Consider the following 25,159-nt stretch of genomic DNA (forward strand, 5'->3'; position numbering starts at 1 on the left):
AACTAACCCAAAATAGGATTCAAACTTAAAAATATCTATGGAGAATAAGAAAATGTCACCAGCAAGCTATTCCGTTCTGGGAATAATTCTGTTCTGCTTTCTCTATTATATCTTATGGCTGATCTTTAAGGAAAAAATGCCGTTTCATGAATACCTTTCAGATATTAATACCCACTATGATGAGTATGCAGGTCGTGTTTTGTATTGTATACCCCTGGTGATCTTTATCCTGATATTTTTTACCATTCTGAAACCTTCCGCTTCCAAACGGTTTTTAAGATTACAGGCATCACTTCCCACCTCTAAAATACAATCCCTGGCAAAAGGTTTGGTGGAAGTAGAAGGAACCCTGATGATGCAAGCTCCATTGCGTTCTCCGGTAAATAATGAAGAATGTATCGGATATTATTACACCATTGAAGACGTAGACAAAGACTCGGATGGTAAAAATACATATACCACTGTGCATAGAGAAACTCAATGTAATCTCTTTCAAATCAAAGATGAGACAGGAACAATAGAAATACAACCGGAAGGAATTGAACTGGTCTTACTGGGAGAAACCAATATAAGCAGTACTTACAACAAAAGATATAAAGAAACCCTCTTAAAACACGGTCAGAAAATGCTGCTGGTAGGGTATGCTGATTCAAAAAATGGAGTTCCATTCATCAGAAAAGATGAACATTATAAAGTTCTTGGAATCACCTCATCATCAGGAATCACAGTGTGGAACAAATACCAGCCGTTGTTGAGGTCATTTCTTTTCACGTGCTCAATTATTTTATTAATTATCATTTATATCCTTATACAATAATGAACCAGACTGTAGCTATCATATTACTCGTACTGCTGACTGTAGCAGTCATAAGCTTTTTGATTAATCTGTATAATAAACTGGTATTGCTCAGATTCAATGTAGATAAAGCATACAACAATATCGATGTTGTTCTGAAGCAGAGAGCAGATGAAATTCCCAACCTCGTCAACATAGCCAAAGGCTTCATGAATTATGAAAAAGATCTGCTTACCAGACTTACCGAATTGAGAACTGTTTACAATAGCACCACCGATTCAGATAAGAAAACAGAAGTGGCTAATGAAACTTCCAAGGCTCTAAATTCATTCTTTGCTGTATCAGAAAACTATCCGGAACTGAAATCCAATAATAATTTTCTGGAACTTCAGAAGCGGATTTCCGAATTGGAAAACAAGATCTCAGACAGAAGAGAATTTTTCAATGACAGTGTTAATCTTTATAACATTGGAATCCATGAATTCCCGAATGTAATACTGGCAAAAATGTTAGGGTATAAAGATAAAACCCTTTTAGCAGTAACCAATCAGGAAAAAGAATACCATGGAGTTCAGTTTTAATACCTTTTTCGGTCTTGAAAAAGACCTTACAGCTCACCCCGAAATGCTGATTTTTGCGGCACTTCTTATCCCGATATTGCTGATGCTTCCCATTGCTTTAGTAGGCTGGATTTTTAGAAAACTTAAATTCAATATGTATATCATCAATGTACTATTGTACACAATGATGTTTACCTTTTTATTGGGAATACTTACCATTTTTGTCCTTTATTTCATTACAGATAAAAATGGAATTAAATTGGCCTACTGCTGGCTAACCGTTTTCGCAGGAATGTTCTTTTTCAGCCTGATTAATGAAAATACCATCACTAAAATGTTTGCCGATTGGTCTAAATTGATTGAAGAAAAAGACAAGAGCAGGAGGTAAGAGTGGTAAGGAAGAGGGAAGCCGGAGTATGGGAGTTTCTGAAGTCTGATAAACATATGAATTCGTGAGAACAGAGCAGCAATGATATTTGAATGATAAATTTATTGCAGAGTCTTGCATTACATATAGCCTTTATGGATATGCACTCGCTTAATAAGAATCAATGAATTGATTCCATCTTTTGCTCCCTTAAAATATTCAGTCTGATAATAAAAACTTTGCGTTTAACAATGATGCCAGGGCAATTCATTTCTATAATAAGTTTCCTGAATTATTTTACCAAACTATCTGCCAGTTTCATCAGATTAGCTTACTGATTTAAATCTCCATTCCTAAAACAAAGCATTAGGAAATAAAACATTTACATTAAAAAAATGGCCGGTCTCACAAGAAGACCAGCCATTTCTATAATAAATATACTTGAATTATTTTACTATAAATTGCATCGAAGCACCATCCAGTTTTAAAATATAAACTCCCTGATTAAGGTTTCCCGTTCTGATTACATTTCCATTTCTGAAAGGTCTGTCAATGGTCTGAAGAACTTTCCCCTGCAGGGTATAGATCTCTGCCTTTTTAACATTCTGAACATCACCTTTTACAGCAATCTCCTGATTGGTTACCGGGTTAGGGGTGATTTTAAAACTCGACGCTGAGGTCTCTGCTGCAATATTTTGGGCTTGCCTGGCAGAAGACCCTGAATAACAAGTCCATTTCAGATCATCAATAGCCACTCTGTTGCTGGTAGAATTATTCACAAGGCTTACCGTTACATTTCCTGAAATATTAATATTGCTGATGGTTGTTGTCGTAGCTGAAGTACTGTAAGGAACTGTTCCTACCGTTGTTCCGTTTACTTTTACATCAAGCACGCCATTGCTTCCGGAGAATTTCAGTTGTGTAGTAACAGTTAAAGATCCAATACCATTCGCTGAGCTTCCGGATGTTAATGATCCGCTTCTTACAGTTATAGCTTTATTATTGATTGTCTGATCAGTTCTTGAATCTGTAGCGGTCCAGGAAATACCACCATTGCTCCATGTTTTGTTAGAATAGGTAGAACTTGCCGCAGGAATTGATTCAAAATTTTCATTGGCGCAATCCGTAGATGGAGTAGACGTTCCCGTATTGGTTGTTCCGGAAACTGTAGAGCTGTTGGAAGATGAATTTCCTGCAGCATCCTTGGCTACAACATAGAAACTGTAAGCTGTTGAAGGATTTAATCCTGAAATTGTAGTAGAAGTTGAACTTATTGTTGTTTTCAGACTTCCGTTCATGTAAACATTGTAAGAAGAAACGCCCACATTATCCGTAGCAGCATTCCATGTAAGAGAAATACTGTTGGATGTCTTTGCAGAAATAGCTAAACCTGTAGCAGCTGTTGGAGCCTGAGTATCAGTTGTAGGCTGCTGAGAACCCCAGATAAGATTCACATAGCCTGGATTATCAATAAAAGGATTTCTGTTCCCCTGATAAGAATAAGACGCATTATTTCTTTTGATCTCAGCCTGAGAAACCGGATCCTGATTATGCCATGCCAGAAGAACATTCAGCTCCCATGACTGAAGCCCTGGAAATGCAGAACTTCCCAACATATTTCCTGAAGAAAAAGAAGAAAGTTTACTCTGATAACGCGTTACAAAATAAAAGATCATACGGGCTACATCCCCTTTGAATTCATCAATCGGCTCAAAAACCGTCCCTGAATATCCAGAAGAAGCAGAATTACCCAGTTTTGATCCGTTCATAGACGTAAAAGTTGTACTTCCAACCTTACCAAACGGATAGTTGCTTCTCATTCCATTTACTTTACCATCTGTAGCTCTGATGAAATGAATGTCAGCAACCATTGGAGATGCCTGATTAAATAAACTTTGAGGAACAACATGTTCTCTGTTGTAGCAGTTCCCTTCCGTAGAATAAGTTCCGCACTGGTTAGAACCCGGAGTATATTTATAAGGATCAGTACCTACAGGTCTTTCCGAATAAATATCAAGGATAGATCCGTCATTTTCGTAATCTTTGTCAATATCAGTAGTTTTATAGGCAGTCCATAATCCGTTGTAGCCTTTATCCTGATGTCCGCTGGTGATAATGCTGCTCAAAGCAGTTTTAAGTGCGGCACCGTTCAGTCCGTTGGCCGAATTATAGTATCCTGCAGGAGCCTGTGCATACGCAAGTCCCGAGAATAAAGTGAATAAGATAATTTTTTTCATATTAATTAATTTCCAACAAGATTACTACATTTTCATGAATAAAAAATTACATTATCGTTAATTTTGAAATGTACCGCATTCAGCTTTCACCTATAAATGATAAGTGATGATTGATGCATGATAATTGATATCCAATTAGCAGGTACAGTAGATGAATATCATTAAAAAATCAATAGATTCCCGGTCTTTGTCATTCTGTAAGAATCTAAACTTAGTTGTTCATAAGCCTAATTAAAAAAGGTAAGAAATGACCTTAAACCTCACCTCTGAAAATGTAATATCCATCTCCTGTACTCGGAATTAAAATAATATTCTTATCCATGCAGATCTATGTTTAATTAAAGCAAAAAAGCCGGCACAAAAGTACCGGCATATATAATAATAGCTAAAAATCTTATTTTCTCTGTGGCGGATAATTTTTCATAATCTCAGCCATTATTTCAGGAATCTGTCTCTGTTTAGATTTTGGTGAATCTACAGAAATTCCGCTTCCGATACCCTGCCAAACCAGTTTATTGGATTTTGAATCAATAAGGTCTACAATAATGGCACCTTCATTATAATTGCTTGTCCATGTTCTGTTCATTCCAACACCCCATCCGAAAGGTCCGCCCCATCCCCACATTCCGTAAGGAGAAGAAGAATTCACATCAGTGATTTTTTTATGGTTTGCTTTTACGTTGATAATGAGATCTGGATTTTCTCCCGATTGAAGTCCTTTGGTTTGAAGCTGTCTTGAAAGCTCATTCAGAACTCTGTCTTTATCAATATCATTCAGTTTTAGATCATCAATTCTTATTTTATACGTTTTGTAAGAATTGAAATTGGCAGTTTCAGCGTAGTCTGAACGTACCTGAAAAGGGCTACAGGAAGTTAAACCTAATGTAGCGGAAGCCAACAAAATAAAAATATATTTTTTCATTTTATTTATTTTTTTTATCATTTTTAATGAATGTATCAGTCTTTTTATCGTACCCATAAGGACAGTGTCTGCAGCCGCTTTTACAGCAATGTCCTCTTTTCAGATGGAATTTTTCTGTAAAAACCTTGTATCCCTGTTCATTATAATAAAAGTCTTCACCTTCTTTGATGTCATAATGGGCCATAAGTTAAATGTAAGTCAAAAAACTTTTTATATTTGTTAGTATGATAATTGTATGCCAAAAGCCATTAAAAAAACTAAAAATTAACGGCATTGCTCTTTTTCCCTTTATCTTCATTAGGAAACCCGAAGATAAGGAAAATAATACACTTATTAATCACGAAAAGATCCATTTACGACAACAGCTGGAGATGCTGGTCATATTTTTCTACATCTTTTACGTCATCGAATATTATTACTGGTTTTTCAAACTCAAAAACGGCTATAAAGCTTATATGAGAATCTCATTTGAAAGAGAAGCTTACGCGAATGAAAGCAACCTGGATTATTTACAGAAAAGAAAATTCTGGAATTTCAGGAAGTATTTAAAAGATAAAAGATAAAAGATAAAAGATAAAAGATAAAAGATAAAAGATCTTGTTGTTAAACAACAATTATGCATTCGGATATCAACATTAATAGGGGCGGGCTTTAGCCAAAACCTGAAAATTTAAACACAAACATCACAAATAATTGCACAAATAACACAAACATTTTGCACAGCATTATACCCCAGCCATCTGTGGTTAAAAAAACAGCAAAGAATAATGGCAACACCACAAAAACTCAATAATTAATCTTTTATTATTTTTGTACTCTATAAACCATGAGTAGTCCAAAAAACTAAAATGCTATTACAATTCCCTACAGAACCTATTCCTATTCAGGAAATCCCGATTCATAGAAATGTAAAACTCTTTATTAAGAGAGAAGACCTTATTCATCCTCAGATTTCAGGGAATAAATACTGGAAACTGTTTTATAATGTCAATCGTTATCTGGAAAACAATCCTGAAAAGCCTTATATCATTACATTTGGGGGCGCTTTTTCCAATCATATTGCTGCTGTTTCTGCAGTTGGAAACCTTGCAGGAATTCCCACGTTGGGAATCATCAGGGGAGAAGAATTACAGCACAAATGGAGGGATAATCCCACTTTACTTTTTGCCAAAAGAAACGGCATGAACCTGAAATTTGTCACCCGTGAAGAATATCGTCACAAAGAAAAACTTACAGAATTCCTGCAACAGGAGTTTCCGGAGGCCTTAGTAGTTCCGGAGGGAGGAACCAATGAAGAGGCTGTAGAAGGGGTGAAAATGATGCTCAATGAGCAAACCAAAGATTTTGACTATCTTTGCACCGCAGTTGGAACAGGAGGAACCATTGCCGGAATTTCAAAATTCTGTGAAGACAATCAGAAAGTTATAGGATGTAACGTTGTTGATGATGCTTCACTTGAAAATAAAATATTTGAATTAACTTTGAAACATAATTTTGATCTAATAGATTCATGTTTTGGAGGTTATGGTAAAATAAGTGATGAAAATATCCGTTTTATCAATGATTTCAAAGAGAAATACGATATTCCTCTGGAACCGATTTATACAGGAAAGATGATGCAGAGAGTTTTTGAACTGATAGAAGAAGAGTATTTTCCTGAAGACAGCAGAATATTGTGCTTTCATACTGGTGGATTACAGGGGATTGAGGGAGCTAATCTGCTTTTAGAAAAACAGAATAGAAATTTAATTATATAAGTAAAATTGAAAAACATGAAAAGACTTTTCCTATCCATAAGCCTTTTAGTTTTATCAAAATTTTCTGCCCAAAGCTGGGCAACCGAAGATCAGTACATTCAGAAATTTGCTAAATATGCAGTAGAGGAAATGGAAAAATATAAAATTCCGGCTTCTATTACTCTTGCTCAGGGACTTCTTGAAACAGGAGGCGGACAGAGCAGATTGGCACAGGAAGGTAAAAATCACTTCGGAATAAAATGTAAAGAAGACTGGACCGGTAAAACGATGAAACACACGGACGATGCTCCCAATGAATGTTTCCGGGTATATGACGATCCAAGACAGTCTTACGAAGATCATTCTATATTTTTGTCCACCAGAAAATACTACGCCAATCTTTTCAAGCTTGATATGAAAGATTACAGAGCATGGGCTACAGGATTAAAAAAAGCAGGATATGCAACCAATCCCCGTTATGCATCCATCTTGATCACTAAAATTGAAAAGTATAAGTTATACGAATATGACAACACCAATTCTAATGAAGTGTTGTATGCTGTTCTTAAAATGTACCCGGATCTGAAAGATGACAGAACTTTCATGGCACAATTGGAGCCTTCAAAAGCTACAAAGAAAGCCAAAGAACCGGTGACTGTTGAAGTTCCTTATAAGCAGACTTCTTACGCGCAACAGCAAAAAAGAGTGGAAAGAATCAAGACAAAAGCTGAGATTCTAAACTCTATTCTCATTAAAAGTCACCCGAATGACGGGTTGAAATATATTGTAATTCCTGAAGATACCGATATTAGATTCATTGCCAATAAATTCAAGGTCAGTGAAAGCCGTCTGATGAAGTGGAATGAACTGGACAATGAAACCTTGAAGAAAAACGATATTGTCTTTTTGGAGTCTAAAAACTCATCAGGAAATACAGCGACTTACAAAGCTATCTCTGGAGAGGATATGCATGATATCGCTCAGAAATTCGGAATCAAATTACATAAATTATATGCTAAAAACAGAATGGATGAAGGACAACAGCCATCTGCAGGACAGCTGATTTATCTGATTGATAAAAAACCAAGAAACTAATTTAATTTTTTGTTGAGAGTTTATTGTTGACATTTATGCCAACCAGCAACTGTCAACCAACGACAAATATATATGAAGTATCAAAGAAGTTCGGCTTTATTTGATGAAGCCTACAAATACATTCCGGGAGGGGTAAACTCTCCGGTAAGAGCATTTAAATCAGTGGGAGGAGTTCCCGTGTTCATGAAATCGGCAAAAGGTGCTTATCTTACTGATGCCGATGATAATACTTATATTGATTATATCAATTCATGGGGACCAGCTATTCTGGGACACACACATCCTGAAGTATTGGAAGAACTGAAAATCCAGGCTGAAAAAGGTTTCTCTTTCGGGGCTCCTACAGAACTGGAAACTGAAATTGCAAAATTCATTGTTGAAAACGTTCCGAATATCGATCAGATCAGAATGGTTTCTTCAGGAACAGAAGCATGTATGAGTGCTGTAAGACTGGCAAGAGGATATACCAAAAGAGATAAGATCGTAAAATTCGAAGGTTGTTACCATGGGCATTCAGATTCATTTCTGATCAAAGCGGGAAGCGGTGCTGCTACTTTTGGAAATCCAAATTCTCCGGGAGTAACAGAAGGTACTGCTAAAGATACTTTATTAGCCCGTTATAATGATTTTGAACAGGTTCAGGATTTATTCCGTCACAATCCGGGAGAAATTGCTGCGGTAATCATTGAGCCCGTTGCCGGAAATATGGGGTGTGTATTGCCAGAAAATAATTTCCTGCAGAATTTAAGACAAATCTGTGATGAAAACGGAGCTTTACTGATCTTTGATGAGGTAATGACCGGTTTCAGATTAGCATTCGGAGGAGCGCAGGAACTTTTTGATGTAAAAGCTGACCTGGTAACTTATGGAAAAGTAATCGGAGGCGGATTGCCAGTAGGCGCTTTTGCCGGAAGAAACGAAATCATGGATCATCTGGCTCCAAAAGGAGGTGTATATCAGGCTGGAACATTAAGCGGAAATCCATTGGCCATGCGAGCTGGATTAAAAACACTTCAGCTAATTAAAAATGATCCTGAATTTTTTAACAGATTAAGCAAAACAACACAAACTTTGGATCTTGAAATCGGAAAGATTTTAAATGAAAAAGGAATTGCTCATAAGATCAACAGAAAAGGTTCAATGATGTCTGTATTCTTCCATACCAACAGAGTTTCTAACTTTGATGAGGCACAGGAAGCTAATCATTCATTGTTCAATAACTTCTTCCATCAGATGCTTCAGAATGGAGTATATCTGCCACCAAGCGGTTATGAAACGTACTTCATCAGTGATGCGATCAAAGAAAAAGAAATTGATATGACGCTGGAAGCTGTAAGAAAATTTGAATATTCTAATTTATAATAAAAAAATAGACTGCCTTTTAAGACAGTCTATTTTTTTATATCTGTAAGTTTATTAAGCAAAACCATAGCAGAATAAACACATCCATCGCCCTTCTTTATTCGCCTCATCGGCATCGAAAATATAAGCCCTTTGCTTTGTATATGTTCTCGTTGGCTAAGTTCATCTCCACCGGAAGCATCTGTAATATAGATGATGGTGCCATCCTGCTCTTTTCCATATAACGTATTCCCTTTTGCTGTAAGTTCTGCACGTGTTAATCTGGGAGGTAATAACCCATCAATGGTTAAAACTTCTTTTTTGGCAGTAACATCAAGAGTTGCTTTTGGAGTTTCGGTGTTGATCCCTGTTTGGGCAAATGCAATAGAAGTTGCACATACTGAAAGAATGCTAATGATTTTTTTCATATATTTTTTCAAAGGTAAATTTAAAATCCGGTCTCTTTTTTATATATAAATTAATTAAAGAACAGCGTAACAGTACAGGCACATCCATCTTCCTTCTTTGTTGGAAGCTTCCGCATCAAAGATATAAAGTCCTTTACCATCAATATACTCTCTTTGGCTTTGTTGATCGCCTCCGGAAGCATCATTAATGTATATTATGGCACCATCCTGTTCTGTTCCATATAAAGTATTGCCTTTTTCTGTAAGTTCTGCACGCGTCAATCTTGGAGGTAATAAGCCTTCAATTGCTAAAGCATCATTTTTTGAGGTAACATCCAGGGTTGCTTTAGGATTATCAGTATTAATACCTATTTGAGCAAATACAATAGGTGCCGTACCTATTAAAATCAAACTAATCAATTTTTTCATGTTTTTTTTTCTTACAAATATAAATTATACAAAAAAAAATAAAGTTCGTTTTTTATTACGTGAAATGTATTGAAGGGTATGATTTATGGTTTAAAAACACATATATAAAAAATTATTTTGGTGAAAACATAATTAATAATGTGTTATTATAGAGATTTTTATTACAATGGTAAAAAAGTATAAATTATACAGATTTTGTAATAAACTATACACTTTGATCAGAACACTTCTTTTTAATTTTGTCATAAATAGATTGGAAATGAAGACTTCAGACAATAATATGTCCCGTAAGGATTTTATCAGAAATTCAGCGTTGGCTATGGCAGGTTTAACTTTAATACCGAATATGATGACAGCATCCCCTTTTTTTAATGAGAAGAATATTTCAGCAAAAGGAAAGCTGAGCCTTAAAAATGTTCGTTTGGAAACTGGTTTTGAATATGATGAAGAAGAGGTTTCCGCCACAAAGACAGATCTGTTTTATATAGAAGTTGAAAACGGGAAAATTTCTAAAATAGCCCCTAACCAACCTAACGCAAAGGCTATCGATGCAAAAGGATTACTAATGCTTCCTGCATTTAAAGACATGCACATCCATTTGGATAAAACCTTTTATGGGGATAAATGGCAGGCGGTAAGAAAAAGAACAGGTGGGGTAAAAGGAATGATCGGACTGGAGCAGAAAATGCTTCCCGAAATGCTGAAAAACTCCACATTCAAGGCTGAGAAAATGATTGAATTATTACAATCAAAAGGAACCTCTTTTGCAAGAAGTCACGTGAATATTGAACCTACTTCAAAACTTCAGTCCTTAAAAAATCTACAGAAAGCTTTAGACAATAAAAAGAAAAGTTTCGGAGCAGAATTAGTCGCTTTCCCACAACACGGAGTGTATTATACAGATTCTGTACCTTATCTGGAGGAGGCTGCTAAAATGGATATTGATTTTATCGGTGGAGTAGATCCATTCAACATAGACGGTGATATTGAGAAAGTAATAGACTTTACGGTTCAGTTGGCTTTAGACCATAAAAAAGGAATAGACATCCACCTTCATGAAACCGGAGACTCCGGATTAAAAACAGTGGAGTATCTTATTAAAAAAGTAAATGAAAATCCTTCTTTAAAAGGAAAAACTTATCTGAGCCACTGTTTTATATTGGCAAAATTAGAAGAAGCAAAACAGGAAGAGATTGCTGAAAAGCTGGCAGAAGCACAGGTCGGAATTGTTTCCACCATTCCTTTCGGAAGAATGATCATGCCGATACCCACACTGTACAAACATAATGTAACAGTACTTACAGGAAATGACAGTATTGTAGATCACTGGAATACTTTCGGAACCGGAAGCGTCCTCCAGAAAGCCAATTTAATGGCTCAACTGTACGGATACTCAACGGAGTTTTTATTATCCAGAAGCTTAAAGCTTGCAACAGGAAATATTCTACCGTTAGATGATAAAGGAACTCAGCAATGGCCTAAAACCGGAGATAAGGCAGATTTCGTACTGCTGAATGCAAGCTGTTCTGCAGAAGCTGTATCTAGAATTTCAAATGTAGAATCCTTGGTACATCAGGGAAATGTAGTTTTTTAAATTGGATTTAAAATGAAGAAAATATTGGTATTTCTTTTAGCATTCGGAAGTCTGAGTGCCTGTCAGGAGAAATCTGGTGATTTTCCAAACGAAGAAATCATGCAGGAAAAAGACATCATTAGTCAGGTAAAGAATAATAATATTTCTGCCGTAAAATCTGCTCTTGAAAACGGAACGGATGTAAATACACGGGACAGAAAAGGACGTTCTTTACTGTTGATTGCAACATTAGACAAACAAACAGAAATGGCAAAATTGTTGATTTCCTATAAGGCTGATGTGAATCTTCAGGATGATCAGCTGGACAGTGCATTTTTATACGCCGGAGCAAGCGGACAGACGGAATTGGTTACCTTATACCTGGAAAATGGAGCACGCTTTGACCTGTTCAACCGTTATAACGGAACCGCTTTGATACCGGCCTGCGAACGTGGCCATGTAGAAACCGTGAAAGTATTGGTTAAAACAAAAGGTTTCCCCATCAATCATGTGAACAAATTAGGATGGACTGCTTTAATGGAAGCGGTAATTCTTGGAAATGGAACTCAGAAATATCAGGAAATTGTGCAAATATTGAAAGATAACGGAGCTAATCTCACGATTCCCGATTATGCAGGCAAAACGCCTTTACAACATGCCGAATCATTAGGGTTTAAAGAAATCGCTCTGATCCTGAAATCATAAAAAGCAATATTTACAGATTATAAAATCAACTGTATTAAATTTGATCGGAGATAAAATCTTTGCGCCTTAAATACAGTATAATTAGTTAAATCTTAGTGCCGTTGCGATTTCCAATACAAGAAAATTAATAAAACTCAGATATATAATTTAGTTGGTGTTTTAGCCACAGAAGACCCATTTGTTTCTTTTGTGGCTATTTTAATTTTTTCTCCCGTAAATTTTATTAATTTTAGAAGAAATTCAGGTAGCGTGAGTTATCATACAGATCATTTTCCCATTTTAGGAATTCAGGAGTTTAGTGAGGATCAGCTTAGCGGCTGCCATTTGCTGTTTAATGAACTTTACGGAGCGCGCTCCATTGATGATCCCCATAAACATGATTTTTTTATCATCAATCTTTTTGAGCATGGAGTAGGTTCGCACACCATAGATTTTACAGAACATCAGGTAAAGGATTATCAGATTCATCTTGTTTTTCCCGATCAGGTACATCAATGGGTGATTGAAAAAGAAACAGTAGGGTATCAGCTGATGATCAGCAGAGATTGGTTTGAAAGCTTTTTGCCCTCACTGAGGTTTTCAGCTTCTTATTATCAGAATCATCCTGTTATTAATCTTACCCAGGATGTTTTTAAAACATTTTTGTATGAATTTCAGGCAATTCAGAAAGAACTGAATGGTGAAAAGGTATTTTGGGAACTGATCCAGAAGAGAAGTGAGCTAATCGGTTTATTGGTCAGCCAGTCTGTAGAAGGAGTTTTTAAGGATTTTGAAGTTTATAATTCAAACCCTATTATTTCTAAATTTTTACACCTGATTGATGAACACTTCAAAACTGAAAGATCTGTTTCCTTTTATGCTGATAAGTTGAATATCTCAGCGAATTACCTGAATATTGTCTGTAAAAAGAATCTCAATACTTCCGCATCATCCCTTATTCAGGACCGTATTTTACTGGAAGCAAAACGTCTTTTGAAAGTCTCGGAAATGTCTGTGAAAGATATTGTATATGATCTGGGTTTTTATGATCATGCCAGCTTTTCAAAATTCTTTAAAGTGCAGACGGGAATGACGCCCTCTCAGTTCAAGGAATAATTTATACAAAACAAGACATAATTGATACACCGGTTTTGATGAGAAGCTGGTGTAATTTTGTAGGGTTAAAATATTAAATCATGCAATTTCCCTATCAACTAACTGCAAAAGGAAACTACTCCCTTAAAAATGTACGTCTGGAAACAGGTTTTGAATACGAAAATGATGAGGTGACCGGAACAAAGACAGACCTTTTCAGTATAGAAATTGAAGATGGAAAAATTAAATCGGTAAAGACTAATGATCCTGCTTCTGATTCTATTGATGCTAAAGGATATCTGATGCTTCCTGCTTTCAGAGATATGCATATTCACCTTGATAAAACATGGTATGGTCTTCCGTGGCAGGCATTATCTCCAAAAAGGAAAAGCGTAAAGGATATGATAGCCTATGAACAGGAAATCATTCCGGAACTGTTAAAAACTTCAGTAGAGAGAGCAGAACAGTTAATCAGTCTGTTGCAGCATTACGGAACTCATTTTGCAAGAACGCACTTCAATATTGATCCTACTTCAGGGCTAAAATCACTGGAGAATCTGGAACAGGCGCTTCAAAATAAAAAAGACTCTTTTAAAGCAGAACTTGTAGCTTTCCCGCAACACGGAGTATATTATACAGAATCAGCTCCTTTGATGAAAGAAGCTGCAAAATTAGAAAGCGTTGCTTTTATAGGAGGATTAGACCCATTAAGTATTGACGGAAGCATTGAAAAAGTAATGGACTTCACCGTACAGCTGGCACTGGATCACAACAAAGGAATTGATATTCACCTGCATGAAATAGGAGAGTCCGGAATGAAGACAATCAATTACCTGATTGATAAAGCTATAGAAAATCCCGCGCTTCAAGGAAAAACTTTTGTAAGTCACGCTTTTGCATTGGCTCATCTATCTCCAAAAGAAGCAGAAGAGATCTCTGAAAGACTGGCTGCCGGAAAAGTGGGAATAGCTTCTTCCGTACCATTTAAAAAGACGATAATGCCAATCCCGACTTTGAAAAAACACGGAGTAAATGTTTTGGTTGGAAATGATAACGTACAGGATTTCTGGAGTACTTTCGGATCAGGAAGTATGTTACAGAAAGCGAATCTGATTGCTGAACTCTATGGCTATGCAACTGAATTTGCGCTCTCAAGAGCATTACAGTTCGCTACTCAAAGTATTCTTCCTTTGGACGAGAAAGGAAAGCAACAGTGGCCTAAAGCCGGTGATAATGCAGCTGTTGTTTTAGCAGATGCCTCATGTTCAGCAGAAGCCGTTTCCAGGATGTCTAAAATAGAAGCCCTGATGCATGACGGGACTCTGTTCTGGAGAAGTTAAATGATAATGTATATATTTTTTATACACTTGTTTTTTGTGAATCAGCTGTCGGAGATTTTCCGATGGCTGTTTTTTTATTGATATAAAAGTAAAAAGTAAAAAGTAAAAAGTAAAAAGTAAAAAGTAAAAAGTAAAAAGTAAAAAGTAAAAAGTAAAAAGTATTGTAGCTAAACAACCATTATCCACGCGGATATCAGCATCAATAGGGAGGGGCTTTAGTCCAGCCAAATAAATATAAAGTATTCCATTGGCTTTAGCCAAAACCTAAGATCAGAAGATTAATAAACTAATCAAAAACATTATTTTATGTTCACAAAAAGATAAGGTCTATATTTTAAATATGAACATGTCGTAATATTGAAAATTTCTGTAATCGTTATTTTCACATAATGACGTTAAAAAAAGCCTTCGGAAAAACTTCCGAAGGCTTTTTATGAATAAAATCTAACTACTATATTATTTTATAAATTGAAGTTTGTCCATCCCGCATACCAAGTATCACTAAGGTCTGCTACAGCGCCTTTGTAAGCTACTTTTTGGAACCAGTTACTTACTTTAGTATTAGTAAATTTAGCTCCGGCCAATAGTGGAGATCCTGAAGCAGGAGCAAAGTTCGGAGTAGTTCCGCCAGGAGCCCATGCGTTAGTAAGTTTTACATCAGCTGTAGAACCTAAGATCGAATTTCCACCATTATTAAACCACGTTGTAAGAAGTTCAATTGAATAAGTGGTAGGAGAAGAAGGTCCGAATTTCAGAGGAGTTGTATTTCCTGCTAAAACATTGTTTTCAAAGAATAATCTATTTCCTGTAATATTAAGATCTGTTGCAGTTCCTTTGGTGGCATCAATAAATAAACCAACCGGGAATCCTGTAAATACAGAGTTGAATACTGAAATAGATGAGTTTCTTCTGATCTGTAATGCATTTTGGAATAAAGCATTGATTTGACCAGGGGCAGCAGAGTTGATTGGCCCGATAATCGTCATGTTAGAGAATGTAGCAGACGTCTGAGGTGCAGTTACAGAACCATTAGCATCATTATCAGATTCAAATGCGTTAGATCCTGAAACGTCAGCTACCTGGGAATCCCTTACGGCAATACCGAACTGTACATTTCCTGAATAACCGTTATCAGTATCGAAATCATCATCAAGACCTTTGTAAGCAATAAGGTGAGAACAGTTTACCGTTCCTCCGAACCATTCGAAACTGTCATCATTAGCATAAGCAACCTCCACATAATCTACAAGAGTTCCGTTACCTACCCCTCCGAATGTGATCCCATTGATCTCTTTATCTGGTAAGAATGCATACCCTGCATATTCTACTCTTACATATTGTAATACACCACTGTTGTCAGCTGCATTATTTCCTCCGTAAAGCCCAAGGCCATCAGCATCATTGATACCTCCTTCCATTTCTCCAACACCGTTTTGTCCTTTAAATGTAGCATTGGTAGGTGCATTTCCTAAGATAACAAGACCTGCCCAGTCACCTCTTTTTGGACTAGGTTTTTCTGAAGTAAAGATAATTGGATTGGTAGCCGTTCCTTTAGCCATGATTTTACTTCCTCTCGTAATGATTAAAGCTCCGTTTTTATCAGCTTCACCTACGATTTTTGTACCAGGTTCGATTGTTAAAGTCGCTCCCTTAGTTACATATACTAAACCTCTTAGTTTATAAATTTTATTAGCCTTAAGAGTAAGATCAGAAGTGATTTTTCCTGTAAGAATTAGGTTTTCAGAATCTCCTCCGTTTCCGTTACCTCCATTTTGAACGATGGTTGGTCCATCTTCTTCTATATTTCTACATGCAGTAGTTGACACTAAAGCACCAAGCATTAAAGAATATAAAACGAACTTTTTCATATTGTAAGAATTAAATTATTTTTATTAGATTATTTTGAATGAATTATTAAAAGCTGTACCCTAGTGTTAAACTGAAGTTGGTACCTGTTAATCGATCTATGGCAAGAGCGTCAGTAGTATCATACTTTTTGTTATTGTTCAGATCATGATAGAATTTAGCACGACGGTTCAGGATATCAGAAACGTTTAGCTTGATTTCTCCTTTCTTGTTCCAGATCTTCTTAGCAACCTGGAAGTCTAAAAGTGGTCTCGGAGCTTCCCAGATTGGCGGAACTTGATCATTTCCTACATAAAGGATTCTTCTTCCGATCATGTTGAATAGTACAGTAGAAGACCATCCTGACTTCTCAGCATCATACTGAAGACTTAAGTTGATGGTGTAAGGAGACTGTCCCTGCATGGGTCTGTCAATTCTGGTAGCCTCATCTGTTACTTTGTTTTTAATATAAGCGAAGTTACCACCCAACGTGAAGTCTTTAAGAGTGCTTACAAAATCCAGTTTTTTTCTGAATTCCAATTCAACTCCGTAAGCATCAGCCTTGTCTACATTCAGATAGTTGAAGGTATTACTTGTTCCTACCCCCGATTGGTTGAAATACAATTCAATCGGTTTTTTGAAGTTTTTATAGAACGCTGCCACGGAAAGGATCTCTCCATTTCTTGGATAGAATTCCCAACGTAGGTCGGCACTTGTAATTTTAGTTCTTTCAATATCCTTGCTTCCGATTACAGTAGCTCCCAGATCAAAATCATAATAAGCTAAAGGAGAAACCTCTCTGAACTCAGGTCTTACCACAGTCTGTGAACCGGCAAGACGGATATTCATTTTAGGATTCACTTTGAAAGTTAAGTTAAGCGCTGGTAAGAAATCTGTAACACGTGTATTTACAAAACGGTCATCGCTTCTTTTGGTACTACCTACCAGCTGATCAAAGTTTTCAACTCTTAATCCCCAAACAGCTCTTAACCAAGGGGTAAAGTTGTTGTCAAACTGTAGATATCCTGCGTTAAGGATGGTGTTGGCAATATATCGGTATTGGTTTCCGGCAATTTCATCAAATGTAAATCTACCGTCAGTTCCGAAGTTTTCAGAATTAAAGATCGTCTCAAAAGGTTGGGAAAGTAATCCCTGGTTGTATTTTTCAAGCCTTACAGAGAATGGCCTTGAGTTGTAGATTCTGTCTTTTACCTGGAATAAATATCCTCCCTTAATGGTTTGCTTCTGACCGAATAAAGTAAATGATTTAGAGACATCACCTCCTGCATTATACAGATAATCACTCAGTGTAGAATAGAAAACACTTCCTGATTTCTGGGAAAGACCATTCGATATTAAGGCCAGGTAAGGACTTCCATCCATATTCGTGTATTGGTTATACTGCAAACGCTGTAGCAAAGGAATATACTGATCCAGAATCCCGAAGCTTCCGTACCAGTTTACGGTAAGACCACCAAGAGCATCTATTTTGTGAGTTCCGGTAAGAGTTGAATTATAGAAAATAGTTTCTTTAAATCCAATTTCCCTTGCCTGGATATTGGTTCCGTTGATAGGGTCAAATTCAAAATCTTTTCCTGATCTGAAAGACATGTGGTTCACCGTATTATTGGTGATGATGTTCTTTAAGGTAATTTTATTGTTGCTGTTAAACTTTAGCGCTAGATTCAACATCCCGCCAAGAATAACATCGTTGGTATATTTTTCAGTATAATAATCGAAGTTTGTATTTGCAATTTCGTCGTTGATGGTGAAGAAACGGTTGTTGGTTACAGTTCTTCTTTTATTGTTACTGTAGTTTAAAACTGCAATAACCCCTAAGTCTTTTCCGAAAACCTTTGTATTGAAACCTCCATCTAATTGTAAACTTACGTTTTCAGGATAACCTATCGTATTGTATCCTAGATTTTTAGCAAATCCTTTACCAATATCTGTTTTTTGACCTTCACTCAGAATACTGAACGCATTCTTTGCAGGCATATTGGTAGGTAATTTTCTGTAACCATCATCAATTCCTACAAAGTCCCATTTTCCTCCTTTCTGCATAAAAAACTCATGGTTCATGGTAATGTTGTTACCTCCCACACCCACTTGTGCATTGAAGAAGTCTTTATTAGGAATGTCTTTAGTGTTTACCTGAATCAGTCCGCCTCCCCATTCACCGGTATATTCAGGAATAAAGGTTTTATTGATAACAAGGGTTTCGATAACATTGGCAGGGAAAAGGTCAAAAGAGAAAGTCTTTCTGTCCGGTTCCGTACTGGATAGCTGAATACCGTTTAGCATGGCCTGGTTATAACGGTCAGATAATCCTCTTACGACTATATATTTTCCATCAAATAAACTTACCCCTGAAACTCTTTTCAGAACTTCACCGGTGTTTCTGTCCGGACTTCTTTTAATTGCTTCAATACCAATAACCTGAGAAACTACACCTGCGTTTTTCTGTAATCCGATGGTAGAGGCAATCGTTTCTTTTCTTGCATTAGATTTAATGACAACCCCCTCGATTTCTTTCTCTTTAGCAGTTGGTTTTTCCAAAACAATATCAAGATGAGTGTTTCCGTCATTTTTTACGATAACTTCACTGATCTCCTTTTTATTGTACCCGTTAGAGCTCACCGTTATTATATAGTTGGCACCAGGGGATAAATTGATAGAATAGTATCCGGAAAGGTCTGTGACTACTTCCTGGTCATTAACCTTTACTTTTACACCTTCTATAGGAGTGTTGTCCTTCTCATCCAATACCCTACCTTCAAGAATTTGGCTCTGTGCAAAAGCATAGCCAGCAGAAAACAAGGCAAGCAGCATAATGCTCTTGTGGAGTTGTTTTTTCATTTTACTTCTTTTACTTCTTTTTCAAGGGCAAAATAAAGGCTAAGTTTTTAGGAAAAGTTTAGGATAATCTTAATTAATTGTGAAGTTTGTATTAATGAATTATAAGTTGTTTACGTTATTGATCTTTGTTTTTTTAATGGTTTTATTTTATTTGTTTTATAGAAAATGTTTCGTATATTTGATTTTAATTCATTTATTTATTCTTTTTATTGTTGATTTTTTAATTACTGTGAAAATATTCGCTTTTTAATAATTAGTTAACATTGGGAGGATAGATGAAATCAATGAAAATAGTTACTTTTGTGGGAATTCTTAAACTAGAAGATGAGCAAAAAAATTCTTTTAATAGACGACGAACTGGACATTTTAGAGATTCTGTCTTACAACCTGGAAAAGGAAGGATATGAAATCCATACTGCTACCAATGGTAATGAGGGAATAGAAAAAGCAAAGGAAATAATTCCTGATCTTATTCTACTGGATGTAATGATGCCAGAAAAAGATGGTATTGAAACTTGTCAGGAACTTCGTAAAGTGAAAGAACTCCAAAAGACACTTATTGTTTTCCTTTCCGCAAGAAGCGAAGAGTTTTCCCAGTTAGCAGGCTTCCAGGCAGGCGCTAATGATTACGTTGTAAAACTGATCAAACCGAAAATTCTTATCTCTAAAGTAAACGCTTTATTACAATTGACTTCACAGGTTTCTGACAACGCCAAGCTGATTGAAATCGGGGATCTTGTTATTGATAAAGATAATTTCAGAGTTTCTAAAAGTGGACAGCAGTTTCTTCTTCCTAAAAAAGAATTTGATCTACTGTATCTTTTGGCTTCCAACACTGAAAAAGTTTTCAAAAGAGAAGAAATTCTTGAAAAAGTTTGGGGTAATGATGTTATTGTAGGAGAAAGAACCATTGATGTTCACATCAGAAGACTGAGAGAAAAACTGGGCATCAATACCATTCAGACTTTAAAAGGAATTGGATATAAACTGATCGTTTAATCCTTTAAAAACCTTATCTTTACGTTCAATCCTTAAAACTTTGTAAAATTGAAATTTTACAGGCTTACGCTCGTTGCCTCCTGTCTGCTGACATTGGTAATGCTTTTTCTGGTGGTCGTTTTCGATTCACTTAAAGATATCTATTATGAGACCCCTTTATTCAAAACGGGTCTTTTAATCTGTGTAGTTCTTATCTTTATTATCAACTGTGTGGTATTGGAACTTCTTTTCAACTATTACGGAAGAAAACAGGTAAAAGGACTTTCCGGAATCCTACCACAGGAAATGGTTCATGATAACGATGAGAATATTACCATCAAAGAATTGGGAGAAAGATTTTCAGATCTCAATCAGCAGAGAGCCACAGAAATAGATATGATGAAAGAAATGGAAAGCTACCGTAAAGAATATATCGGTAATGTTTCCCATGAACTTAAAACTCCTTTATTTTCCATTCAGGGCTATGTGGAAACCTTAAGAGACGGTGGTGTAGATAATCTGACCATCCGTGATAAATATCTTGAAAGGATTGATAAGTCTGTAGAAAGACTGATTGCCATCGTTACAGACCTTGATATGATCAACAGGCTTGAAGCAGGGGAGATCAATCTTACCGTTTCAAAATTTGATGTTAACCTTCTGATCAGGGAGATTTTTGATCTTCTTGACCTTGAAGCCGAAAAACGGAATACCACATTACAGATCCAGACCCTGCATCCACAGATTTTTGTAGAAGCAGATAAACAGAAAATTTCTCAGGTCTTTATCAATCTGATATCAAATGCAATTCACTATGCCAACAGACAGGAAGCAAAAGTGATCGTTAAAACGAGCGTTTTAAAGAATAAAGTACTTATTGAAGTGATCGATAACGGGATGGGGATCAAATCTGAAATTCTTCCAAGAATCTTCGAACGTTTCTATCGTGTAGAAACCAGCCGAAGCCGAAGAGAAGGTGGTTCCGGATTAGGACTTGCCATTGTAAAGCACATCCTTGAGGCTCACAATGAAAACATTACTGTAGAAAGTGTTTACCTCGAAGGAACGAAATTCAGTTTTATGCTTGAAAAAAGTAAATAATTCCGTCAAAATGTAAGGAAAAAAAATATTTTAAAAAATCCTGAAATATTTTTTTGTCACATGTCATTTATTATATATTTGCACCAGAGATTTATCATAATTATAAAGGCAAAAAAGTAATTTAAGAAACTGATATGGTTTACAAAATCCGCGTAATATTAGATGCGAAAGAGGATATTTTCCGTGATATTGAAGTTAAGGGAAAACAAACGTTATGGAACTTACATTTAGGAATTAAAAGTGCATTCAGTCTGCAGGGAGAAGAACTTTCTACTTTTAATCTGTTAGAAGAAGACGGAACGATCGTAAAAGGTGTCCCATTGGAAGATATGAGCGATGATGGTGATGGTGAGATTATGTCAGACGTATACATTGATGAAGCTTTTGAAAACAAAGGGGATAAAGCACAATTCCAGTATGGGCTTCTTGATCTTTGGGAATTCTTCTGTGAGCTTATAGAAATCATTGATGAGACAAAAGGAGTAAACTACCCGATTACGGTATACAGATTTGGAAATGTTCCATTAAAAGCTCCTAGTAAAAATGGAAATGGAGGAGGTTCCAGAAAGAAATCAGCAATGCCTTTGGCAGACGATGAGTTTGGTTTCGAAGATGACTTCGGAGGCGGCGGAAATTTTGCCGATGAAGACGACAGCTACGATGATGAGGAGGAAGAAGACTACAACGATGACATCTTTGATGACGAAGATGATAGCGATGAAGAAAGATAAGATGTAGACATAGAAATATTGCCCCGGATTAAACAATCCGGGGCTTTTTTATAGAAATAAAAGAAATTTATAACATTTCATTTTTAAAGAATTACAGATCAGACTGAAAGTTTGAAGTTGATTCCTCACCTTCTCTCTAAAAATAATTTAGAACAGATTAAAAACTTTGCGCCAAATTTCAACCATTAATGGGACAGCTTTATTTCCCAACCATTATAATCATATTAAGATAAAGGAAAATTTACCATAAGTCAATTATTTTTTAATCTGTATTATTTCAAAAAGGACGTCCGTAATTTTCCCTTTTAGCCCCCTTCCCTGAAAAACAATCCTTACTTTTGTTAAAAATAGATTAATGAAGAAATTAATTTTATTAGCTGTAATTGGTCTGGGAATTGTTTCCTGTACCACTCAAAAAAATACCGGGAAGATGACAGAATTGCCAAAAGAATGGAAACATACTACAAATATCTACGAAGTAAATATCAGACAATATACTCAGGAAGGGACTTTTAAAGCATTTGCAAAAGAAATGCCCCGACTGAAAGCGATGGGAGTAAGAACTCTCTGGTTTATGCCCATTACCCCGATTGCTCAGCAAAATAAAAAAGGAAGCTTGGGAAGCCCTTATGCAGCAGCAGATTATACCTCCATCAATCCGGAATTCGGGACAATGGAAGATTTCAAAGCTATAGTGAATGAAGCGCACAGACTGGGATTCAAAGTGATCATTGACTGGGTAGCCAATCACACAGGCTGGGATCATGTCTGGACGAAGACTCATCCTGGATTTTATCTGAAAGATTCCGATGGGAAATTCCATATTGCTTCCGGAATGGATGATATCATTGAACTGGATTATAAAAATCAGGAAATGCGTAAGGCTATGATTGATGCCATGAAATTCTGGGTAACGGAAACGGATATCGACGGTTTCAGATGCGATCTGGCTTCATGGGTGGAAGTAGATTTCTGGCAACAGGCACGTCCGGAAGTAGAGAAAGTAAAACCTCTTTTCTGGCTGGGAGAATTTGATGAATTGGAAAGTCCTGAGTATGGAAAAGTTTTTGATGCAAGCTATTCCTGGAAATGGATGCACAAATCTGCAGATTACTACAAAAAAAACGAGCCGCTTCAGGAGCTGAAGGATTTATTGGTGCAATATTCCAATATCGGAGATAACTCAATGAGAGCCTGGTTTACGGCTAATCATGATGAAAATTCGTGGAACGGGACAGAATATGAAAAATATGCAGTAATTGCAAAACCGATGGCTGTATTTTCAGCTACATGGAACGGAGTTCCATTATTATATTCAGGTCAGGAACTTCCCAATATGAAAAGACTTGAGTTTTTTGAGAAAGATCCGATTAAATGGACTAAGACTTATCAGGTTGCTGATTTTTATAAAACATTATTGGATTTAAAAGCTTTCAACCCTGCTTTGAGAGGAGGAGATCCGAATGTGAGCACTTATCTCCTGAATACAACGGCTAATGACAAAATATTAGCATACGTAAGAAAAAATGGAAAAGATGAAGTACTGGTTGTTTTAAACATGTCGAAAGAACCTGTCAACTTTACCATTGAAGATGGAAATATTTCAGGAACATTCAGAAACGTATTCGAAAAAACAAAAAGGAATTTCGATGAAGGAAAAGACTTCAGTTTTAAAGTTTCAGACTATGCCGTATTTGAAAAGTAACCATTTATGTTACTGAAATTTAGGATGAAACTATAAACTTTAATCGCCATTTTAGAACGGTACAACTTCCCCCTTTTCTGGGGAGGTATCAGAATCTATGATTTTGACGGGTGGTTTTTCCACTCTCAATAAAAGCAGTATTACAATGAACAAAGAGGAAATCATAAACATAGCTAAAACCAAATTAGCAGACAAAATCCAGTATTTCGAAAACCTTATCGCAGAAACCCGCGCTTCCAACAATGATACTAAAAGCTCTATGGGAGATAAGTACGAAACGGGCAGGGAAATGCTTCAGCAGGAAATCAATAACCTGCAGCGTCAGCTTAATGAAGTCTTGAATCAACAGGCTATTTTACAAAAGATTACATCAGACCCTTCTGAAAAAGTTCAGAATGGTGCTTTGGTAAAAACCGATAAGGGATTATTCTATATTGCTGCTTCAATGGGAGAGTTTCTTTGTGATAACAAGAAGGTTATGACGGTATCTGCAGAATCTCCTTTAGTAAAAGCAATGTTTGGCAAGAAAATGGGAGAGACATTTACCATCAACAATATCAATCAGAATATTGAGAATATCTGGTAAATCAATCTTTAAAATATTATGAAATTTAAAAATTTACTTCCCCTTGTTTTTCTCTTGGGCAGTTTAGCAAGCAATGCACAGGTTCGTGCCTCAGTTTCCGGGAGAACATATGATTTGGAAACGGTAAAACTTACTGTAGATGGTTTTGTAGTTACCCTTAATGCAGAAGGGTTAATCTCCGATTTCAATGCTCCTGACCTCAACGGGAAAGTTGAATATTACGAGGATGCTATTTTTGACAAGATCAAATATGGTAAACTGAAGAGTATAGGCGGTATTAAAATAGACTATTGGGATGACTCCGCATTTACCAGAGAAAAAGCCGGTAAAATAAAGAGTATAGGAAATATCGCTGTGGATTATTGGGATGACACCGCATTTACCAGAGAAAAAGCTGGTAAAGTAAAGAAAATAGGAAATCTTAATGTAGATTACTGGGGAGATGATATTATGGATAATAGCAGGTTGGGAAAACTGAAAACAATAGGTGATATTTCCATAGATTACGGAACTAAGGATATTATCGATGAAAGTAAGTTTAAAAAGCTTGTGAAATTCGGCCCGGTAAAACTGGATTATTCGAATGATAAGTTTATTGATAAAAATAGATACGGACAGTTGAAATCAATCAACGGAAACAGTGAGAAAATTAGTGTAACAGTATTATAATTCTATCAAAAAGAATAAATTATTTTAATATTCCGTAGATGACAGATATACAACTGTTTAATAGAAAACGGATATACCTATTATAAAAAGCATTCATACAATG

Annotated in this window: 24 protein-coding genes; 17 read left to right on the forward strand and 7 right to left on the reverse strand. The window is 36.2% G+C overall.

Translation table 11 applies throughout. The features are described 5' to 3' along the window. Window positions 1-37 precede the first annotated feature (37 nt). Genes DRF65_RS05315 through DRF65_RS05325 form a run of 3 tightly spaced genes read left to right on the forward strand, consistent with a single transcriptional unit; the run spans window position 38 to window position 1,744 of the window. Window positions 38-817, forward strand: coding sequence for a hypothetical protein (locus DRF65_RS05315; RefSeq protein WP_123947283.1), 780 nt, complete (start codon window positions 38-40; stop codon window positions 815-817). Next, complete coding sequence (locus tag DRF65_RS05320; RefSeq protein ID WP_115969491.1) at window positions 817-1,377, forward strand: LemA family protein; 561 nt, start codon at window positions 817-819, stop codon at window positions 1,375-1,377. The genes DRF65_RS05315 and DRF65_RS05320 overlap by 1 nt, the downstream gene beginning before the upstream one ends. Then, entirely contained in the window at window positions 1,361-1,744 is a 384-nt protein-coding gene (locus tag DRF65_RS05325; RefSeq protein WP_115969493.1) for a hypothetical protein, read from the forward strand. The genes DRF65_RS05320 and DRF65_RS05325 overlap by 17 nt, the downstream gene beginning before the upstream one ends. Before the next feature lie 425 nt (window positions 1,745-2,169). Here DRF65_RS05325 and DRF65_RS05330 read toward each other — a convergent pair whose 3' ends face one another. The 3 genes from DRF65_RS05330 to DRF65_RS05340 form a co-directional block, all read right to left on the reverse strand. Continuing rightward, a complete protein-coding gene (locus tag DRF65_RS05330) occupies window positions 2,170-3,960 on the reverse strand; it encodes an endonuclease (protein WP_115969495.1) in 1,791 nt (596 codons plus the stop codon). A gap of 394 nt (window positions 3,961-4,354) precedes the next feature. After that, on the reverse strand, window positions 4,355-4,882 hold the full coding sequence (locus DRF65_RS05335) for a DUF4136 domain-containing protein (protein WP_115969659.1): 528 nt from the start codon (window positions 4,880-4,882) through the stop codon (window positions 4,355-4,357). A gap of 1 nt (window position 4,883) precedes the next feature. Further along, a complete protein-coding gene (locus DRF65_RS05340) occupies window positions 4,884-5,066 on the reverse strand; it encodes a DUF5522 domain-containing protein (protein ID WP_034745671.1) in 183 nt (60 codons plus the stop codon). A gap of 40 nt (window positions 5,067-5,106) precedes the next feature. On the opposite strand from DRF65_RS05340, the gene DRF65_RS05345 reads away from it, so the two are divergent. From DRF65_RS05345 to hemL, 4 genes are all read left to right on the forward strand, one after another. Then, entirely contained in the window at window positions 5,107-5,445 is a 339-nt protein-coding gene (locus DRF65_RS05345; protein WP_115969497.1) for a hypothetical protein, read from the forward strand. A 285-nt stretch (window positions 5,446-5,730) separates the two neighbouring features. Next, a complete protein-coding gene (locus DRF65_RS05350) occupies window positions 5,731-6,639 on the forward strand; it encodes a 1-aminocyclopropane-1-carboxylate deaminase/D-cysteine desulfhydrase (protein WP_115969499.1) in 909 nt (302 codons plus the stop codon). Window positions 6,640-6,654: 15 nt separating this feature from the next. Then, window positions 6,655-7,713 carry a glucosaminidase domain-containing protein gene (locus tag DRF65_RS05355; RefSeq protein ID WP_115969501.1) on the forward strand — a complete coding sequence of 353 codons (1,059 nt, stop codon included), beginning with the start codon at window positions 6,655-6,657 and terminating at the stop codon, window positions 7,711-7,713. A 72-nt stretch (window positions 7,714-7,785) separates the two neighbouring features. Continuing rightward, window positions 7,786-9,075 carry a glutamate-1-semialdehyde 2,1-aminomutase gene (gene hemL, locus DRF65_RS05360; protein WP_115969503.1) on the forward strand — a complete coding sequence of 430 codons (1,290 nt, stop codon included), beginning with the start codon at window positions 7,786-7,788 and terminating at the stop codon, window positions 9,073-9,075. A 29-nt stretch (window positions 9,076-9,104) separates the two neighbouring features. On the opposite strand, the gene DRF65_RS05365 is transcribed toward hemL, so the two are convergent. Then, entirely contained in the window at window positions 9,105-9,482 is a 378-nt protein-coding gene (locus tag DRF65_RS05365) for a hypothetical protein (protein ID WP_115969505.1), read from the reverse strand. A gap of 54 nt (window positions 9,483-9,536) precedes the next feature. Next, a complete protein-coding gene (locus DRF65_RS05370; RefSeq protein ID WP_115969507.1) occupies window positions 9,537-9,890 on the reverse strand; it encodes a hypothetical protein in 354 nt (117 codons plus the stop codon). A 259-nt stretch (window positions 9,891-10,149) separates the two neighbouring features. On the opposite strand from DRF65_RS05370, the gene DRF65_RS05375 reads away from it, so the two are divergent. From DRF65_RS05375 to DRF65_RS05390, 4 genes are all read left to right on the forward strand, one after another. Beyond that, window positions 10,150-11,484 carry an amidohydrolase gene (locus DRF65_RS05375; RefSeq protein WP_115969509.1) on the forward strand — a complete coding sequence of 445 codons (1,335 nt, stop codon included), beginning with the start codon at window positions 10,150-10,152 and terminating at the stop codon, window positions 11,482-11,484. A 12-nt stretch (window positions 11,485-11,496) separates the two neighbouring features. After that, a complete protein-coding gene (locus DRF65_RS05380) occupies window positions 11,497-12,168 on the forward strand; it encodes an ankyrin repeat domain-containing protein (protein ID WP_115969511.1) in 672 nt (223 codons plus the stop codon). A 249-nt stretch (window positions 12,169-12,417) separates the two neighbouring features. Then, a complete protein-coding gene (locus DRF65_RS05385) occupies window positions 12,418-13,263 on the forward strand; it encodes a helix-turn-helix domain-containing protein (RefSeq protein WP_115969661.1) in 846 nt (281 codons plus the stop codon). Between the two features lie 80 nt (window positions 13,264-13,343). Then, a complete protein-coding gene (locus DRF65_RS05390) occupies window positions 13,344-14,582 on the forward strand; it encodes an amidohydrolase (RefSeq protein WP_115969513.1) in 1,239 nt (412 codons plus the stop codon). A gap of 461 nt (window positions 14,583-15,043) precedes the next feature. Here DRF65_RS05390 and DRF65_RS05395 read toward each other — a convergent pair whose 3' ends face one another. Together DRF65_RS05395 and DRF65_RS05400 are read right to left on the reverse strand one after the other, a co-directional pair. Continuing rightward, window positions 15,044-16,450 carry a hypothetical protein gene (locus tag DRF65_RS05395; RefSeq protein WP_115969515.1) on the reverse strand — a complete coding sequence of 469 codons (1,407 nt, stop codon included), beginning with the start codon at window positions 16,448-16,450 and terminating at the stop codon, window positions 15,044-15,046. A gap of 46 nt (window positions 16,451-16,496) precedes the next feature. Next, a complete protein-coding gene (locus tag DRF65_RS05400; RefSeq protein ID WP_115969517.1) occupies window positions 16,497-19,286 on the reverse strand; it encodes a TonB-dependent receptor domain-containing protein in 2,790 nt (929 codons plus the stop codon). Between the two features lie 324 nt (window positions 19,287-19,610). Between DRF65_RS05400 and DRF65_RS05405 the strand changes: the two genes are divergently transcribed. The 6 genes from DRF65_RS05405 (at window position 19,611) to DRF65_RS05430 (ending at window position 25,056) form a co-directional block, all read left to right on the forward strand. Next, entirely contained in the window at window positions 19,611-20,285 is a 675-nt protein-coding gene (locus DRF65_RS05405) for a response regulator transcription factor (protein WP_115969519.1), read from the forward strand. Between the two features lie 48 nt (window positions 20,286-20,333). Then, window positions 20,334-21,365: a sensor histidine kinase gene (locus DRF65_RS05410; RefSeq protein ID WP_115969521.1), complete on the forward strand. Its 1,032-nt coding sequence runs from the start codon at window positions 20,334-20,336 to the stop codon at window positions 21,363-21,365. A 134-nt stretch (window positions 21,366-21,499) separates the two neighbouring features. Then, window positions 21,500-22,096 (forward strand): IS1096 element passenger TnpR family protein, encoded by a 597-nt coding sequence (locus DRF65_RS05415; RefSeq protein WP_115969523.1) that lies wholly within the window; start codon window positions 21,500-21,502, stop codon window positions 22,094-22,096. 355 nt (window positions 22,097-22,451) lie between these two features. Beyond that, on the forward strand, window positions 22,452-23,801 hold the full coding sequence (locus DRF65_RS05420) for an alpha-amylase family glycosyl hydrolase (protein ID WP_115969525.1): 1,350 nt from the start codon (window positions 22,452-22,454) through the stop codon (window positions 23,799-23,801). Window positions 23,802-23,946: 145 nt separating this feature from the next. Continuing rightward, window positions 23,947-24,387 (forward strand): hypothetical protein, encoded by a 441-nt coding sequence (locus tag DRF65_RS05425; protein ID WP_115969662.1) that lies wholly within the window; start codon window positions 23,947-23,949, stop codon window positions 24,385-24,387. An 18-nt stretch (window positions 24,388-24,405) separates the two neighbouring features. Beyond that, window positions 24,406-25,056: a hypothetical protein gene (locus DRF65_RS05430; protein WP_115969527.1), complete on the forward strand. Its 651-nt coding sequence runs from the start codon at window positions 24,406-24,408 to the stop codon at window positions 25,054-25,056. The last annotated feature ends 103 nt before the right edge of the window (window positions 25,057-25,159 follow it).

The organism is Chryseobacterium pennae, assembly GCF_003385515.1.
Taxonomy (GTDB): domain Bacteria; phylum Bacteroidota; class Bacteroidia; order Flavobacteriales; family Weeksellaceae; genus Chryseobacterium; species Chryseobacterium pennae.